This is a genomic window from Cellulomonas fimi ATCC 484 (assembly GCF_000212695.1).
In the GTDB taxonomy this organism is placed as follows: domain Bacteria; phylum Actinomycetota; class Actinomycetes; order Actinomycetales; family Cellulomonadaceae; genus Cellulomonas; species Cellulomonas fimi.
Genome location: NC_015514.1, coordinates 2,267,422 through 2,283,946, shown reverse-complemented (window position 1 = coordinate 2,283,946; position 16,525 = coordinate 2,267,422). Strand labels below are relative to the sequence as shown.

Sequence of the window (16,525 nt, the reverse complement as noted above, 5' to 3'; positions counted from 1 at the left end):
ACATGCGACGTCATCGGGTGCTCGCCGCCGCCGGCGGCGGCACGGTCCGCGCGCTTGTCGAGGACGCGCTCGACGCGATCGACGTCGACGTCGACCCGCGGGGCGACGCGGGGTCGTCTCCCGGCCACGTGGGCCATGTCTACCTGCTGCGTCGTGGCACGGTCCGGGTGACGGCGGTGGACGACCACGAGGCGCGCTGCTGGTACCTGGTCGTCGAGTCCCCGGACGACGGTGCGGGGCGCGAGGTGGACGACGCGCTCGCCGCGGTGCTTCCGACCCGGACCTTCCCCGAGCTGCTCGACGACGCGGAACAGCACCCGACCGAGCACGCCGGGGCGGCGGTGCGGCGCATGGCGCTCGGCGCTCCTGACGGCGCGGACCCACGGGCGCTGCGGGTGCTCGGGGAGCTCCTGACCGACCCGGACGTCGGCCTGCGCACCGTGGGCGTCGAGGCGGCGACGCTGACGGGGTGGCGGGAGGCCGTGCCGCTCCTCGAGCGCGTGCGCGACACGGATGCGGACCACGAGATGCGACGGTTCGCGCAGGTCGGCCTCGACCTCCTCGCGAGCCCGTGACGGGTGCCGGCGCCGTCGAGTCGGCGGTGCGGTCGAGCACGCGCCTCGTGCCGCGGTCGTGACCGAGCGCGTCCAGGCCGGTCAGGCGGCGGGGAGCGTCACCGTGAAGGTCGCACCCCGGCCGGGCCCGGCGCTCGCCGCGCGGATCGAGCCGCCGTGCGCCTCGACCAGGGCCTTGCTGATCGCCAGCCCGATCCCCGACCCGCCGCTCGCGCGGTCGCGCGCGGTGCCCACGCGGTAGAACCGGTCGAACACGTGCGGGAGGTGCTCGGCGGCGATGCCCTCGCCGGTGTCGGTGACGACCAGCCGCACGCCGCCGTCGCCGCGCGCGGCGCTGACGGTGATCTGCCCTCCGCTCGGTGTGTGCCGCAGCGCGTTGGCCAGGAGGTTGTCCAGCACCTGCGACATCCGGTGCCGGTCGGCGCGCACCGACGGCAGCCCGGGCTCCGCCGCGCCGCTCAGCGCGATCCCGCGGGCGAGGGCGCGTTCCTGGGCCGCCAGGACCGCCGCCTCGACGATGTCGGCGGGACGCGTCGGGGCCGTGTCGAGCACGACGTCCCCGGCCTCCGCATGCGTCACGGCCGCCAGGTCCTGCGCGAGCCGGGTCAGCCGGTCGGCCTGCTCGCGCAGCACCGCGAGGGTCGTCGCGTCGAGCGGCTGCACGCCGTCCTCCACCGCCTCGAGGTACCCCGTGATCGTCGCGACGGGGGTCCGGACCTCGTGCGCGAGGTCCGCCAGGAGCCGCCCGCGCAGCCGCTGCGCCTCCTCGAGCCGGTCCGCGAGCCGGTTGAACGACTCCGACAGGTCGTCGAACTCGGCGCCGAGACCGGGCGACGGCACGCGCACCTCGTAGTGCCCCGCGCCGAGGGACGTCGCTGCCGTCGACACCGCGGCGAGGGAGCCGCCGATCCGCCGGGTCAGCACCAGGCTCACGGCCGTCGCCGCGATCGCCGCGGCGACCAGCGCGATCGCCGACGCCACCGTCGTCGCCGACCGGAACGCCTCCTCGGCGTGCATGTCGGCCGCGGCGTGGTCGTCGATCCCGGCACGCATGAGGTGCTCGTGGAACACGGCGGGCCCGACGGCCGAGACGACGACCCACGCGGTCGCGGCTGCCGTCGCCAGCACGATCGCGATCGCGAGCAGCAGCCGCGTGGCCAGCCCGAACCGGGCCGCAGGCCTCACTCGCCGGGACCGATCCGGTAACCCACCCCGCGCACCGTCCGCACGAACCGCTGCTCCTTGGCGGTGTCGCCCAGCTTCTGGCGCACGTGCAGCACGTGCACGTCGACGAGGTGGTCGTCGCCGACCCAGCCCGGTCCCCACACGGCGTCGATCAGGGCCCGGCGGGAGAGCACCACGCCCGGCCGCGACGCGAGCGCGGCGAGGATGTCGAACTCGGTCCGCGTCAGCTCGACGCGGCGCCCGTCGAGGTGCGTCTCGCGGGCACCCACGTCGACGCGCAGCGCCCCGACCTGCAACGGGGGAGGACCGGCCGGCGGTACCGCGGTGGACTGCCGCGGACGGCGCAGGAGCACCCCGACGCGCGCCATGAGCTCGCGCGGGCTGAACGGCTTCGTGACGTAGTCGTCGGCGCCCACCGAGAGTCCGATGAGCGTGTCCACCTCCTCCGCGCGCGCGGTCAGCATGACGACGTAGCAGTCGGTGAACGTGCGCAGCCGCCGGCACACCTCGACGCCGTCCACCCCGGGCAGCCCGAGGTCGAGCACGACCACGTCCGGCCGGACCTCGCGGACGACGTCCACGGCCTGCGCGCCGTCGTGGCACAGCGTCACCGCGAACCCGTCCCGCTCGAGGTACCCGCCGACGAGCGTGGCCAGGGCGACCTCGTCGTCGACGACGACGGCCCGTCGGGCGGCGGCCGGTGCGGGTGCGGGTGTCATGGCTCCATCTTCCGGGACCGGTCGGCGGTCCTCGCGGACTTCATGAAACCTTGATCGAACGGCGAGCCCCGCTGCGCGGCACCGGGGTGAGGGTGGATGCCGTCCCGACCGTCAGGAGATCCCCATGACCACGACCGCACGTCGCCGCCTGGTCGCCGCGGCGTCCGCCGCGACCCTCGCCCTCACCCTCGCCGCGTGCTCGGGCGCCGACCCCGCGACCGGCACCGGTTCCGGGGAGACGGCGACGTCCGAGGCGGCCGCGGCGGAGCAGCACAACGACGCCGACGCGCAGTTCGCGCAGATGATGATCGTGCACCACGAGGGCGCGATCGAGATGTCCGAGCTCGCGGTCGAGCGCGCCGAGAGCCCCGAGGTCGTGGCGCTGGCCGAGCGGATCTCCGCCGCGCAGGGACCCGAGATCGAGCAGATGTCCGCGTGGCTCGAGGCGTGGGGCGAGCCCCAGCCCGACGACATGGGCCACGGCGGCATGGACCACGGCGGCATGGACATGGACGGCATGGACCAGGCCGGCGCCATGAGCGACCTGGACTCGCTGTCGGGTGCGGAGTTCGACCGGCGTTTCCTCGAGCTCATGACCGCGCACCACGAGGGCGCCATCGAGATGTCGGAGCAGGAGCTCGAGGACGGCGAGAACACCGACGCGCTGGCTTTGGCCCGCACGATCATCGACGCCCAGACGGCCGAGATCACCGAGATGGACACCCTGCTCGGCACGTCGTGAGCCCGCACGACGGACGGGCCGGGGTCGCCTCCGCGACCACCGGCCCGTCCGTCGTCTCAGCCTCGCGCCGTCCTCACGACAGGCGGATGAACACCGGGCTGGACTGCCAGATCTCCCGCAGCTGGATCGTCTTGCCGGGCCGCGGCGCGTCCACCTGCATGTCTCCACCCGCGTAGATCGCGACGTGGCCGGGCGACCAGATCAGGTCGCCGGGCTGGGCGTCGGCCCGGGAGACGACCGTGCCGGCGTAGCGCTGCTGGCTCGACGTGCGCGGAAGGGTGATCCCGACCTGGGCGTACACGTACGAGGTGAACCCGGAGCAGTCGAAGCCGTCGGGCGTCGTCCCGCCGGACAGGTACGGCACGCCGATGTACCGCATCGCGATCTCCACGACCGCGCTCCCGGCGGCGCTCGCGGGCACCTCGACGGCGGGGGCGGGCTCGGCCGCCTGCGCCGCGGCAGGTGCGGTCGCCCTGCGCTCCTGGGTGCGGGACGCGGCCGGCGCGGAGCGGACCTCCACGGGCGGCGGGGGCGGGGGCGGGGCGACCGCGGTCACGACGGGGGAGTCGAACGTCCAGGTCGCGTCGGCCGGGGCGGTGACGACGCGCGCGTCGATGACGGCACGTGCGGCCGCCGTCGCCGCGTCGGTGTCGACCCCGCCGATCGACCCGGCGGAGTCGCGCGGGTGGTCGGCGAACGAGGGCGCCGCGGCGAGGCCGAGGGCGAGCCCCGACGCCGCGGCCACGGCGAACGAGCGCCGACCGGCCTGGCTCACGCCGTCGGCCGAGAGGGTGACGAGGTCGTCGAGGGCGGTGCGTGGTCGACGCGCGGATCTGTGACGGGAACTCGCGGAGCGAGCGGGCATGACAAGACCTCCCGTACGCCTGCGAGGTTAGCTGTCGGGTTCGGGCGGAAGTCTCCCGGCCACGTCGTGGCTTCACCCCGAGGGCACCGTGGTGCCCGCACTCCTGGGTCCCCCGTCCCTGCCTCTCGTGCTCGAGGTGCGCCCTCGGCGGTCGGCAGGGTTCGGCGCCCACCGAGGACGTGCCGGCGGTGCACCGACGACGTCGAGGCTAGACGACGCCTCGTCGGATCCCGGCACCGCTGCCGGAAAGTCAACGCGATCTTCATGAAGCGCCGACGGCGGGCCTGACCGTCCGCGTCCGCCGGGGACGGTCCCGCTCGGGACGCCGGCACCGCGGGGACCGCGTCGCCCGCAGCGACGTCGCCGACCACCGCGGGCGACGGGCACGCGCACACGCACGCCGACGGCGCCGGCTCGTCGCTCCCCGGCGAGCACGGGCACGGCGTCGCGATGGACCCCGCGGACGGGCGCGTGCACCTGGCCACGCACGAGGGTCTCGACCGGTTCGGGGACGACGCCTCCCGTTCGGGCGTGCTCGCGCTCGACGGTGCCGCGCTGCGGGCCACGGACGACGGCTCGACGTGGCGCCCTCTCGACGTGCCCGTGCCGCCGTTCACGCTCGACGTCTCCCGGGACGGCCGCACGGCGGTCCTGGAGTCGGTCGACCTGCAGGCGGGCTTCGTGCCCGTCAGCGGGCCTGAGGGCGACGCCCTGCGAGGTCGACGGATCCTTCATGGGACGTCCGGGCTCCCTGCGGCGGCGCCCCGACAGCGGGGGCCTGGTCGCGCGACCTCTGGCCACGGCCGGATGTTAGTGACTAACATCGAGCCATGCCCGGCCCGTCGACGCGCGACCGCCTGCGAGCCGTCGCGCTCCGGCTCTTCCTCGACCACGGGTTCGACGCCACCACCGTCAACCAGGTCGCGGCCGAGGCGGGCGTCTCGCACATGACGTTCTTCCGGTACTTCGCCACCAAGGAGGACGTCGTGATGGACGACCCGTACGACGACGTCATCGTCGACGCCGTCCGAGCCCAGGACCCGGCGATGCGCGCCGTCGACCGTGTCAGGCTCGGCATCACGACCGCGTGGGCCGCGCTGCCGGAGCCGACCGCGGACGAGACGCGCGCACGCGTCCGCCTCATCGCGGGTCACCGCGGCCTCATGGCCCGCGCCGCGGAGAACAACCGACGGACGGGCGAGCTCGTCGCCGACGCCCTCGTCGCCGACGGCGTCGACGCCCTCGAGGCGCGCGTGGCCTCCGCTGCGTGCCTCGCGGCGCTCACCGAGGGGCTGCTGCAGTGGGGCGCCGCCTCGACCGGTCCGACCCTCGGCTCGCTCATCACTCGGTCGCTCGAGGTGCTGGGTCCCGAACCCGTCCCGGCCGCGTCCGCGCCCGACGGGGGACGGTGATCGCATGTCGGCGACGGCAGCGGCGACGGCGACCGACCCGCTCCTGCGGCTCACGCAGGTGCGGCGCAGCTTCGGCGACGAGCGTGCGCTCGACGGCCTCGACCTCACCGTGGCCCCGGGGGAGATCCACGCCGTCGTCGGTCTCAACGGTGCGGGCAAGTCGACGCTCATGCGCGTCGCCCTCGGGATGCTGCGCCCCGACGCCGGCACCGCGCACCTGCGGCTGCCCGGCACCGGGGACGTCCCGGCGTGGCGCGCCCCGGCGGGCGTCTGGGCGCACGTCGGGCACCTCGTCGAGGCGCCGTTCGCGTACCCCGAGCTCACCGTGCGGGAGACCGTCGTCGCAGCCGCCCGGCTCCACGGGATGCCACGTGACCCGGCCCGGTCCGCCGCGCAGCGCGTCGTGCACGACCTGGAGCTCGACCACTGGGCCGACCGCGGCGCCCGGACCCTCTCGATGGGCAACCGTCAGCGGCTGGGCCTGGCCTGCGCCGCCGTGCACGAACCGCTGCTGCTCGTCCTCGACGAGCCCACCACGGCCCTCGACCCGGCGGGCGTGGTCCTCGTGCGCACCTGGCTGCGTGAGCGGCGCTCCGCCGGGACGGGCGTGCTCGTGTCCAGCCACCACCTCGACGAGGTCGCCCGGATCGCCGACCGCATCACGGTCGTCCACCGCGGACGCGCCGTCGGCCACCTCGCCCCCGACGGGACGGACCTCGAGCGGCAGTTCTTCGCGATGGTGTACGCCACCGAGCAGGCGCGGACCCGGCGCCCCGCACCCTCCGGGAGGAGCGCATGAGCAGCGCCGCCTGGGACGTCGAGCAGCTCAAGCTCAGGCGCTCCGCCGTCGCCCGGACCGCCGCTCTCGTCCTCGTCGTCGGGAGCTGCCTGCTGGCCGCGGCGTTCACGGCCGTCGGGCTCGGCGGCGGCGACAGCCAGATGGCCGTCAAGGTCCGTCCGATGGTCCACGGCACCGGCTGGGAGGCCTACCTGGGCATGCTCGCCCAGATCCTGTCCGTGGCCACGCTGCTCGCCGTCGGGATCCTCGTCGCGTGGGTGCTCGGCCGCGAGTTCACCGACGGCACGGTCCACGGCCTGCAGGCGCTACCGACGCCGCTGCCCGCGATCGTGCGGGCCAAGCTCGCCGCCGTCTTGCTGACGGCCGTCGCCTGCGCGGCGGGGGCGATCGTGCTCGCCGTCCCCGCCGGCCTGGCCATCGGGCTCGGCGCGCCCGACGAGGCGGCGCTGCGCGCCGCTGTGCGCCCGCTCGTCGTCGTCGTCCTGTCGGCCCTGCTCGCCCTTCCCGTGGGGCTCGTCGCCAGTGCACGACGCGGCTACCTGCCGGGGATCGCCGCCCTGCTCGGCATCGTCGTGCTCACGCAGGTCGCGACGGTGGCCGGCGCCGGAGCGTGGTTCCCGTGGGCCGTACCGGGACTGTGGGCCGGCATGGGCGGTGCGGCGGCGGCCGCGGACGTCACGCTCCTGCAGCTGCTGCTGGCCGTCCCGGTCGGTGGACTGGGCGCGTTCGCGACGGTGCGGTGGTGGTCGACGGCGGAGCTGTGACGGCACGGCGCCCGGCGCCGGCTGGGCCGTGCAGCGCGTCCGGCGTCCTAGGCTCGGTCCTCGTCCGGACCGCCGGCGCGACCACGCCACCGTCTCGAGGGGTACGCATGTCCGCAGGCTTCGGCGAGGCCCTCACCGCTGACTCCGGCGCCGGGCCCCACCGACCGTGGCGCGGCCTGCACCACCCGGTGCGGATGGTCGTCGTCGGCTTCGGCCTCGGGGTCCTCGTGGGCACGGCGGTCCTCGCCCTGCCGCTCTCCCGGACGGGCCCGGGCGGCGCCGACCTGCTCACCGCGCTCTTCACCGCGACGTCGGCGCTGTGCGTGACCGGCCTGGTCGTGGTCGACACCGCCACGTACTGGTCCCCGTTCGGCCAGGCGACGATCCTCGCGCTCATCCAGGTCGGCGGGTTCGGGATCATGACGCTCGCCTCCCTGCTCGGCCTGCTCATCTCGCGCCGCCTGGGGCTGAGCACCCGCATGGCGGCGGCGACCGAGACGAAGAGCGTCGGCCTGGGCGACGTGCGACGCGTCCTGCTGGGCGTCGCGCGGATCACCCTCACCGTGGAGGCCGCCACCGCGCTCGTCCTCACCGTCCGCTTCGCGACCACCTACCGGCACCCGCTCGCCGAGAGCGTGTGGCTCGGGGTCTTCCACTCCGTCTCCGCGTTCAACAACGCCGGCTTCGCCCTCTTCGCCGACAACCTCGTCGGCTTCGCCGGCGACCCCTGGGTCTGCCTGCCCGTGGTCGGTGCCGTGATCGTCGGCGGCCTGGGCTTCCCGGTGGTCCTCGAGGTGCTCCGCGAGCACCGCCACGCCCGCCGGTGGAGCGTCCACACCCGCCTGACCCTGCTCATGACCGCCGTCCTGCTGGTGGGCGGCACGCTGTTCATGCTCGCCGCCGAGTGGACCAACCCGCACACCCTCGGGGCGCTCGACCCACCCGCCCGCGTGCTCGCGGGGTTCTTCCAGGCCGTCATGCCGCGCACCGCCGGGTTCAACAGCGTCGATCCCGGCGCCATGAACGCCGGCACCCTGCTCGCCTCCGACGTCCTGATGTTCATCGGTGGCGGCAGCGCAGGCACGGCCGGCGGGATCAAGGTCGGCACGTTCGCCGTGCTGCTCCTCGCGATCCTCGCCGAGCTCCGCGGCGCCCCCGACGTCGAGCTGTTCGACCGGCGGCTGAGCCCGGCGACGATCCGCCAGGCGCTCGCGGTGTCGCTCCTCGGCGTCGCGGCCGTCGTGTCGGCGACCCTGCTCATCGCGACGACCAGCCGGTACTCGCTCGACCAGGTGCTCTACGAGGTCGTGTCCGCGTTCGCGACCGTCGGCCTGTCGACCGGCATCACCGACGACCTGGCGCCCGGGCACCAGCTCGTCCTCGTCGTGCTCATGTTCGCGGGCCGCCTCGGACCCGTGACGTTCGCGTCGGCACTCGTGCTGCGCGAGAGCGGGCGGCTCTTCCGCAGACCTGAGGGGCGTCCGCTGATCGGCTGACCCGGCCCCGGCGGGGGAGCCGTGCACAGGCGATGCCGCCCCGTGGGCCGCCGGGACGGCACCGGGCGCGCAGCCGTTCGCGCGCAAGACGTTCGCTACACGCGCGTAGCGTATCCTCGCCGTGTGCAGACGCAGCGGCAGGTGGCGGGGAGCGGGCGGGTGGTCGTCGTCGGCGCCGGCGGGAACGTCGGCGGCGCGGCGGTGCGATCGCTCGCCCGCGCCGGGATCCCGGTGCGGGCGGCTGGTACCCGCCCCGCACGACTCCGCGTGCCTGCGGACGTCGAGACCGTGAAGCTGGACCTCCTCGACCCCACCACGTTCGTCGAGGCGGTCCGGGGCGCCGCCGCGGTGTTCCTCGTACGGCCTCCCGCGATCTCGAAGGTCGGCCCCACCCTGAACGCGTTCCTCGACGTGGCCTGGGAGAACGGCGTCGAGCACGTGGTGTTCTCGTCGGTGACCGGCGCGGACACCAACAAGGTCGTTCCGCACCACCGTGTCGAGACCCACCTGCGCGCGTCGGGGCGGTCCTGGACGATCCTGCGCCCGGGCTTCTTCGCCCAGAACCTGGCCGACGCCTACCGCGACGACGTCGTGACGCGTGACCGCATCGTGCTGCCTGCCGGGCAGGGGCGGGCGGCGTTCATCGACGTGCGCGACGTCGGTGACGTCGCCGCACACGTGCTCGCCGACCCGGCGGCGCACCGCGGCGCCGCGTACACCCTCACCGGGCCGCAGGCGCTGCGGTTCACCGAGGTCGCGGCGATCCTCAGCGACGAGCTGGGACGCACGATCACCTACGAGCCGACCTCCGCGCTGCGGTACCTGCGGCACGTGCGGCGCCAGGGACGCCCGAGCGCGCAGGCGCTCGTGCAGACCGTGCTGCATGCGGGGCTGCGACGAGGCCAGGCCGAGACGGTCGACCCGACGCTCGAGCGCCTGCTGGGCCGGTCCGGTCGCACCCTGACGGAGTACGTCCACGAGCACCGGGACCTGTGGGCGGCTCGCGCATGAGCGATGCGCAGCCGCCGACGTCGCTCGACCCTCGGGTCGTGCGCTCACGCGACCGGGTCCTGGCGGGAACCGTCGAGCTGGTGATCGAGCGCGGGATCGCCGGCACGACGATCGAGGCCGTGAGCGAGCGCACCGGCGTGGCCAGGACGACGATCTACCGGCACTGGCCGAGCCAGTCCGCCCTCGTCCTCGCGGCGTTCGGGAGCGTGCTGCAGGTGCCATCGGCACCCGACAGCGGGTCCCTGCGCGACGACCTCCTGGTGCTCGTCGAGGGACTGGCGGCGGCGCTCGCCGGTCCCGCGGCACGGCTCATGCCCGCGCTGATCGATGCCGCCGAACGGGATCCGCGGTTCGCCGCGCTGCACCGCGAGGAGGCGACGACGCGCCACGCGCCCGTGCTGCTCGTGATCCGCCGCGGGATCGCCCGCGGCGAGCTGCCGCCCGAGACCGACCCGGTCGACGTGCTGGACCTCGTCACGGGTCCGCTGTTCTACCGCCGGTGGGTCGGAGCCGGTCGGGTCGACGCCGACTACGTCCGCACGGTGGTCGACACGGTCCTCACCGCCTACGGGACCCCACGCCCGTCCTGACGCCACGACCTCGACCTCTGCGCGACCGAGCCGCTTGCCCCGCGTGGCGACGTGCCCACCGCCACCGACCGCGGGCCCGTGTCGGGTCCCGGGCGACACGCCGGGCCCCGCGACGCGTGACCTGCGTGTGTGCCGGGATGTCTTGACGGCTGTCAGAAGCGGGTGCACTACTGAGGGCTCGGCCGCACGGCACCCCGGGGGCAAAGAAGCCGCCTTTCATCGCCGCGGCCGGGAGTGCAGGGGAGCATCCGATGTCCTCACGTCCACCTCGGCGCGCCCGCACGCGCCTCGCGGTCGCGCTCGCCACGACCGCGGTCGTCGCCACGGCGGTCCCCGCGGCCGCCGCCGAACCGGATCTCGACCGCGAGGCCGAGATCGCCGCCGAGCTCCGGCCCCAGTCCTTCCCGCCGGTGTGGTGGTGGGACGAGTCGGAGGACGACACCGAGCGCGCGCGCGACCTCCTGCGTCGGATGACCCTCGACGAGAAGGTCGACATGATGCACGGCGAGCTCAACAACTACTACGGGTTCTACAACGGCCCCATCCCACGCCTGGGCATCCCGGCCCTGACCATGGCCGACGGCCCCGCGGGCGTGCGCATCGCCAACCCCGACGTCAACGAGCAGCAGGCCACGCAGCTGCCGGCGCCCATCGCCCTCGCGGCGACGTGGGACCGTGCGCTCGCGCAGCAGTACGGCGACGTCGCCGGCGACGAGGCGTTCCGCACGGGGCACAACGTGCTCCTCGCTCCCGCGGTGGACATCGCGCGCGTGGCCCAGGCCGGACGCGCGTTCGAGGCGCTCGGGGAGGACCCGCTGCTGTCGGGGACGATGGGCGCCGGGGTGATCCGCGGCATCCAGCAGCACCCGGTCGTGGCGGACATCAAGCACTACAACGTCTACACGCAGGAGACGAACCGGCTCTCCGGCGGCAACGCCGTCGTCGACGAGCGCACGCTGCAGGAGGTCTACACCCGCCCGTTCGCGATCGGTGTCGAGGAGGGGCGCCCGGGCTCGGCGATGTGCGCGTTCAACAAGGTCAACGGCGTGTACGCGTGCGAGAGCGACGAGCTGCTCAACCAGGTCCTCAAGACGCAGCTCGACTTCGAGGGCTGGGTCATGAGCGACTACGGCGCGACGCACAGCACGGTGCCCGCGGTGCTCGGCGGGCTGGACCAGGAGATGCCCGGCAACCTCACGCCCGAGGTGGGCCCGGGGACGTGCTTCTTCTGCGGCCCGCTGCTCGACGCGGTGCGGTCCGGCCAGGTGCCGGTCTCGCGGATCGACGACGCCGTCCTGCGCATCCTGCGGCCGATGTTCGGCCTGGGGCTGTTCGACCACCCGCCCGTGATCCAGCCGCTGCCCGAGCAGGAGCACGGGGAGTTCGCGCGGGCCGTGGCCGAGCGGGCGATCGTCCTGCTGAAGAACGACGACGCCGCGCTGCCCCTGACCGGCGCCGTGGGGTCGATCGCCGTGATCGGCGCCGACGCCGACGTCGTGGTCGCCGGGGGCGGCAGCTCGCTCGTCCGGCCGACCGCCACCGTCAGCCCGCTGCAGGGCATCCAGGAGCGCGTCGGCGCCGGGGTGCAGGTGACGCACGTCGCGGGCTCCGACCCGGTGACGTCGGCCGCGCTGGTGCCGGGCCCCGACCCGATCCCGTCGGACTTCCTCACGTCCGCGCTCGGCGACGGAGCCGGGCTGCGCGCCGAGTACTTCGCGACGGACGACTTCACCGGCGACACCATCGCCGACCGCACCGACCCGTACGCGGCGATCAACGCGGGGTTCTTCCTGTTCGAGGGCTTCAACGCCCAGTCCCCGCACTTCCCGCCGCAGACCCGCGACATGGGCGCCTCGATCCGCTGGACCGGGCAGCTCACCGCCCCCGTCACGGGGAGCTACGAGCTCGCGGTGACCACGACGGGCACCGCGGTCGTCTACCTGGACGGCGAGCCTGTCCTGACGACCCCGCTGGGCGGCGCGGCGACGCCAACCACGACCACGGCCTCCGTCGACCTGGTCGCGGGAGTCGCGCGTGACCTGCGCGTCGAGTTCGTCAACGCCGGGCCTGGTGGCACGGACGCGGGGGCCGTCTTCCAGCTGGGCTGGACGACCCCGGACGGCGTGGTCGCACCGCAGGCGTCGGCGGCGGCCGACGCGGCACGCAGCGCGCAGGCGGCGGTCGTCGTCGTGCGTGACTACTCCTCGGAGGGTGGCGACAAGCCCGACCTCGACCTGCCGAACGGCCAGGTCGAGCTCATCCGGCAGGTCGCCGCGGCCAACCCGCGGACCGTCGTCGTGCTGACCACCGGCGGTGCCGTCCAGACGTCCGAGTGGGAGGACGGCGTCCCGGCCGTCGTGCAGTCCTGGTTCGGCGGGCAGGAGCAGGGGAGGGCCATCGCACGGGTCCTCTTCGGCGACGCGAACCCCTCCGGGCGGCTGCCCGTGACGTTCCCCGTCGACGAGGAGAGCACGCCCCTCAGCAGCGAGGCGCAGTACCCCGGCGCCGGCCTGGACCAGCAGTTCTCCGAGGGCATCTACGTCGGCTACCGCGGCTACGAGGAGCTCGGCATCGAGCCGCAGTACCCGTTCGGGCACGGGCTGTCCTACACGACGTTCGACTACCGGAACCTGCGCACGACGATCACCAACGGCGCCGGCTCCGGGGACGGCCCGCGGCTGGAGGTGAGGGTCGCCGTCCGCAACACCGGCGCCGTCGCCGGCACGGAGACCGTCCAGGTGTACGTCGGGAACCTGCCGACCCGCCGGGTCGAGACCGCGCCGCGGGTGCTCGCCGGGTGGGAGACGGTGTCGCTGGCGCCCGGTGAGCGCAAGCAGGTCACCGTGACGCTCAGCCCGGAGTCGGTGTCGTACTGGGACGTCGACCGCGACCGCTGGCAGACGCCCACGGGCAACGTCCCGGTGTACGTCGGCTCGTCGTCCGGTGACATCCGGCTCCAGGGGACCCTGCGGCTCGGCGGCAACGCGCTGCTCCGCTGAGCCCGTCACCGACGGCACACGGGGTGGTCGCCGCGCGAGCGACGGCCACCCCACGGTGCACACGGAGGAGTGCCCGCGGCGCACACGACTGAGGGCCGCCCCAGCTTCCTGGTGACGGCCCTCGGACGTTCGAGGCGGAGCGATCGGACCATCGGCGAGTGCGACGAAGCGGCCACGACCGCGCTGTGGTGCGTGGGGTTGAGCGTGACGACGGCCATCCGCAGTCGAGACCGCAAGCCCACTCGGACGTCGCCCACTGGAGCGCGCGAGAGTAGGAGGCCAGGGCGGACGCCCACTCGGCCCTCTCCCACACGAAGGCCGCGCGCTACCCGGTCGTTCCCGCAGTCGCCGCGGCCCACCACTGCCCTGCCACGGGCTGCCGGGGTCGCCGTCCGCCTCGGCGGGAGCGTGCAGGTGCCGCTCGAGCTGCGCATGCGTCGGGACCCGGGGCGAGGTTCGGACGAGGTCGAACTGCTCGGTCAGGTCGCTCTTCGTCACGATCGGCAGGGCGTCGAGCGGCGCTCTCTCGAGGCCCCGGTGAATGCGTGCGTAGTGCGCGGAGTGGCCGACGGCGTACCGACGAAGCTCCACGAGGCGCTGCGAGCGGTAGCGGCTCAGCCGCTGTTCGCTCCACGTGTCGTGCCTGGCGAGCTCGGCGCGTCGTCTGAGCGTCTCGACCAGGAGGAGTGCGTCCATCGTGCGCCCCGAGTCTGGCTCGTGAACGAGGGCCGCCGCCTGGCGGTCGTCTCCACCTTCGTCCCCGGCCGAGACCCGCGGGAGCGTCTTGATCGGAACTTCGTCGCGACATCAGACGGAGGAGAGCAAAGCGATGTGGACTGAGTCCGGGCATACCGTGGGGGGGTATCCCGTTGTCGCGATCGACGGGGCTGGTGCGCGAAGTTGGAGAGCGCCGGCCGGAGAGGAAAGGGGAGGTCATGGCAACGGGAGCGCCTCGAACCACAGTCCTGGACGTGCGCGGCCTGCACTGGGCGACGTCCGAACCGATCCTCGAGAAGGCTCTGACGAGCCGCCCGGGGGTCCTGGACGCCCGAGCGAGCGCGATCGCCCAGACGGTAACCGTGACGTATGACGACGAGCTGACGTCGGACGCGGAGCTCGCGGCGTGGATCACCGAGTGCGGCTACCACTGCAGCGGCCGGTCCGTGCCGGACCACATCTGCCCGCCGACCCCGGAGCCGACACCCGGGGAAGAGCACCATCACGCGCACCAGCACGCGCCGGCGCCCGTCGATCATGCGCACGAGCACGCGCCTCGTGACGCCCAGGAGGTCATGGGGCACGGCGGCCACCACGGTGGCGGCTCGATGCAGGACATGGTCCGTGACATGCGCAACCGCTTCCTGGTGGCGCTCGCGTTCTCCATCCCGATCACGCTGTGGTCGCCCATCGGCCGCGAGCTCATCGGGTTCGGCGTGCCGGCGCCCTTCGGCCTCCGGGACGACGTCTTCGCGCTGATCCTGTCGCTGCCCGTCATCTTCTACTCGGCCTGGATCTTCGTCGACGGCGCGTACCGGGCGTTGCGCGCTCGCACCCTCGACATGATGGTGCTCGTCGCCGTCGCCATCGGGACCGGTTGGCTGTACAGCCTGGGGATCACGCTCACCGGCGGGGGAGAGGTCTTCTACGAGGCCGCGACCGTCCTGGCGTCGTTCGTGCTGCTCGGACACTGGTTCGAGATGCGCGCCCGCGGGGGCGCGAACGAGGCCGTCCGCACCCTGCTCGAGCTCGCGCCCCCACGCGCTGTGGTGATCCGTGACGGTGTCGAGCTCGAGGTTCCGACCGCGGACGTCGTCGTGGGTGATCTCCTGCTGGTCCGCCCGGGCGCGAAGGTCCCGGTCGACGGTGTCGTGGCCGAGGGCGAGTCGGAGATCGACGAGTCGATGGTGACAGGCGAGTCGATGCCGGTGGCCAAGCGGCCCGGCGACGAGGTGATCGGCGCGTCGATCAACGTCTCCGGCACGCTCCGTGTCACCGCGAGCAAGGTCGGCGAGGACACGGCGCTCGCGCAGATCGTCGCCATGGTGCAGGAGGCGCAGAACTCGAAGGCGCCCGGGCAGAGGCTCGCCGACCGCGCTGCCTTCTGGCTCGTCCTAGTCGCGCTGGTGGCCGGGAGCCTGACGTTCGCCGTCTGGTCGCTGAGCGGCGCCGGTGTCCCCACGGCGTTGCTCTACGCCATCACGGTCGTGGTCATCACCTGCCCCGACGCACTCGGGCTCGCCACCCCCACCGCGGTCATGGTGGGAACCGGGCTCGGGGCTCGACGTGGGGTCCTGTTCAAGAACGCGACCGCGCTCGAGACCTCCGCGCGGATCGACACCGTCGTGATGGACAAGACCGGGACTCTGACCAAGGGCGAGCCCGAGGTCACGGATGTCGTCGTGAACGGCATGGCGGAGGCGGACCTGCTCGCGCTCGTCGCGGCGGTCGAGCGTGAGTCCGAGCATCCCCTCGCTCGAGCGATCGTCGACCGCGCCGCGGCCCTCGGGGTGAGCGTGCCGAACGCTTCTGGGTTCCGCAACATCGCGGGGCACGGTGCGAGCGCGACGGTCGACGGCCACCGCGTCCTCGTCGGCAGCCCGCGTCTCATGGCCCGCGAGGACATTCCGCTCGGTGATCTCGCGAGCAGCCACGAAGCGCTCGCGGCGGCGGGACGCACAGCCGTCCTGGCGGCCGTCGACGGACGGGTCGCGGGCGTGATCGCCGTGGCCGACGCTCCCCGTGAGACGTCCGCGGCAGCCGTGCAGGCGCTCCACGAGCTTGGCGTCGAGGTCGTCATGCTGACCGGCGACAACGACGCGACCGCCCGGCGCATCGCCGACGAGCTCGGCATCGACACGGTGATCTCCGAGGTGCTGCCCGGCGACAAGGCCGCCAAGGTCGCCGAGCTCCAGGCCGCTGGCCGGCGGGTGGCGATGGTCGGGGACGGGGTCAACGACGCGCCGGCGCTCGCGACCGCTGACATCGGGGTTGCGATCGGAGCGGGCACCGATGTCGCCATCTCGACGGCAGACGTGGTCCTCATGCGCTCCGACCCCCTGGATGTCCCGGTCGCGCTCCGCATCGGGAGGGGGACGCTGCGCAAGATGCGGCAGAACCTGGGCTGGGCCGTGGGCTACAACGCGCTCGCACTCCCCGTCGCGGCAGGCGCGCTGCAGCCGTCGCTGGGCATCTCGCTCAGCCCGGAGATCGCCGCGCTGACGATGTCGGGCTCGTCGGTGATCGTCGCCGTGAACGCGATCCTGCTCAAGCGCTTGCGGCTCCCGGCGCCCGTGCCCGCCGCCGGGGCCGACGACAGGCGGCAGGTGGTGACAGCTTCGCGCGGCTAGGGGGTCGTGACGGGCTCCTCC

Annotated in this window: 14 protein-coding genes and 1 riboswitch; of the genes, 11 read left to right on the top strand and 3 right to left on the bottom strand. The window is 74.0% G+C overall.

Features of this window, described 5'->3' with window-relative positions:
* Nucleotides 1-2: 2 nt before the first annotated feature.
* A complete protein-coding gene (locus CELF_RS10440) occupies nt 3-575 on the top strand; it encodes a hypothetical protein (RefSeq protein ID WP_013771218.1) in 573 nt (190 codons plus the stop codon).
* A gap of 81 nt (nt 576-656) precedes the next feature.
* Here CELF_RS10440 and CELF_RS10435 read toward each other — a convergent pair whose 3' ends face one another.
* Both CELF_RS10435 and CELF_RS10430 read right to left on the bottom strand, forming a co-directional pair.
* Nucleotides 657-1,760 carry a HAMP domain-containing sensor histidine kinase gene (locus CELF_RS10435; protein WP_013771217.1) on the bottom strand — a complete coding sequence of 368 codons (1,104 nt, stop codon included), beginning with the start codon at nt 1,758-1,760 and terminating at the stop codon, nt 657-659.
* Nucleotides 1,757-2,479 carry a response regulator transcription factor gene (locus CELF_RS10430; protein WP_013771216.1) on the bottom strand — a complete coding sequence of 241 codons (723 nt, stop codon included), beginning with the start codon at nt 2,477-2,479 and terminating at the stop codon, nt 1,757-1,759. The genes CELF_RS10435 and CELF_RS10430 overlap by 4 nt, the downstream gene beginning before the upstream one ends.
* Nucleotides 2,480-2,603: 124 nt before the next feature.
* Between CELF_RS10430 and CELF_RS10425 the strand changes: the two genes are divergently transcribed.
* Nucleotides 2,604-3,221, top strand: coding sequence for a DUF305 domain-containing protein (locus CELF_RS10425; protein WP_013771215.1), 618 nt, complete (start codon nt 2,604-2,606; stop codon nt 3,219-3,221).
* Between the two features lie 73 nt (nt 3,222-3,294).
* Here the strand turns inward: CELF_RS10425 and CELF_RS10420 are convergent, their stop codons facing one another.
* Nucleotides 3,295-4,086, bottom strand: a complete 792-nt coding sequence (locus CELF_RS10420; RefSeq protein ID WP_013771214.1) for a C40 family peptidase — start codon at nt 4,084-4,086, stop codon at nt 3,295-3,297.
* A gap of 1 nt (nt 4,087) precedes the next feature.
* Nucleotides 4,088-4,246, bottom strand: a riboswitch (cyclic di-AMP (ydaO/yuaA leader).
* A 670-nt stretch (nt 4,247-4,916) separates the two neighbouring features.
* On the opposite strand from CELF_RS10420, the gene CELF_RS10415 reads away from it, so the two are divergent.
* From CELF_RS10415 to CELF_RS10375, 9 genes are all read left to right on the top strand, one after another.
* On the top strand, nt 4,917-5,498 hold the full coding sequence (locus CELF_RS10415; protein WP_013771213.1) for a TetR/AcrR family transcriptional regulator: 582 nt from the start codon (nt 4,917-4,919) through the stop codon (nt 5,496-5,498).
* Between the two features lie 4 nt (nt 5,499-5,502).
* Nucleotides 5,503-6,297, top strand: a complete 795-nt coding sequence (locus tag CELF_RS10410; protein ID WP_013771212.1) for an ABC transporter ATP-binding protein — start codon at nt 5,503-5,505, stop codon at nt 6,295-6,297.
* Nucleotides 6,294-7,061 (top strand): ABC transporter permease, encoded by a 768-nt coding sequence (locus tag CELF_RS10405; RefSeq protein ID WP_013771211.1) that lies wholly within the window; start codon nt 6,294-6,296, stop codon nt 7,059-7,061. Before CELF_RS10410 ends, CELF_RS10405 begins: the two co-directional genes overlap by 4 nt.
* A 107-nt stretch (nt 7,062-7,168) precedes the next feature.
* Complete coding sequence (locus CELF_RS10400) at nt 7,169-8,557, top strand: TrkH family potassium uptake protein (protein ID WP_013771210.1); 1,389 nt, start codon at nt 7,169-7,171, stop codon at nt 8,555-8,557.
* Between the two features lie 123 nt (nt 8,558-8,680).
* A complete protein-coding gene (locus CELF_RS10395) occupies nt 8,681-9,568 on the top strand; it encodes an NmrA family NAD(P)-binding protein (RefSeq protein ID WP_197722513.1) in 888 nt (295 codons plus the stop codon).
* Nucleotides 9,569-9,606: 38 nt separating this feature from the next.
* Nucleotides 9,607-10,158 (top strand): TetR/AcrR family transcriptional regulator, encoded by a 552-nt coding sequence (locus tag CELF_RS10390; RefSeq protein WP_197722512.1) that lies wholly within the window; start codon nt 9,607-9,609, stop codon nt 10,156-10,158.
* A gap of 251 nt (nt 10,159-10,409) precedes the next feature.
* The gene (locus tag CELF_RS10385; protein WP_013771207.1) at nt 10,410-13,157 is read left to right on the top strand and encodes a beta-glucosidase; all 2,748 of its coding nucleotides are present in this window, start codon (nt 10,410-10,412) and stop codon (nt 13,155-13,157) included.
* A 414-nt stretch (nt 13,158-13,571) separates the two neighbouring features.
* Nucleotides 13,572-13,997 carry a hypothetical protein gene (locus tag CELF_RS10380; protein WP_126297724.1) on the top strand — a complete coding sequence of 142 codons (426 nt, stop codon included), beginning with the start codon at nt 13,572-13,574 and terminating at the stop codon, nt 13,995-13,997.
* Between the two features lie 95 nt (nt 13,998-14,092).
* Entirely contained in the window at nt 14,093-16,504 is a 2,412-nt protein-coding gene (locus CELF_RS10375; RefSeq protein ID WP_013771206.1) for a heavy metal translocating P-type ATPase, read from the top strand.
* The last annotated feature ends 21 nt before the right edge of the window (nt 16,505-16,525 follow it).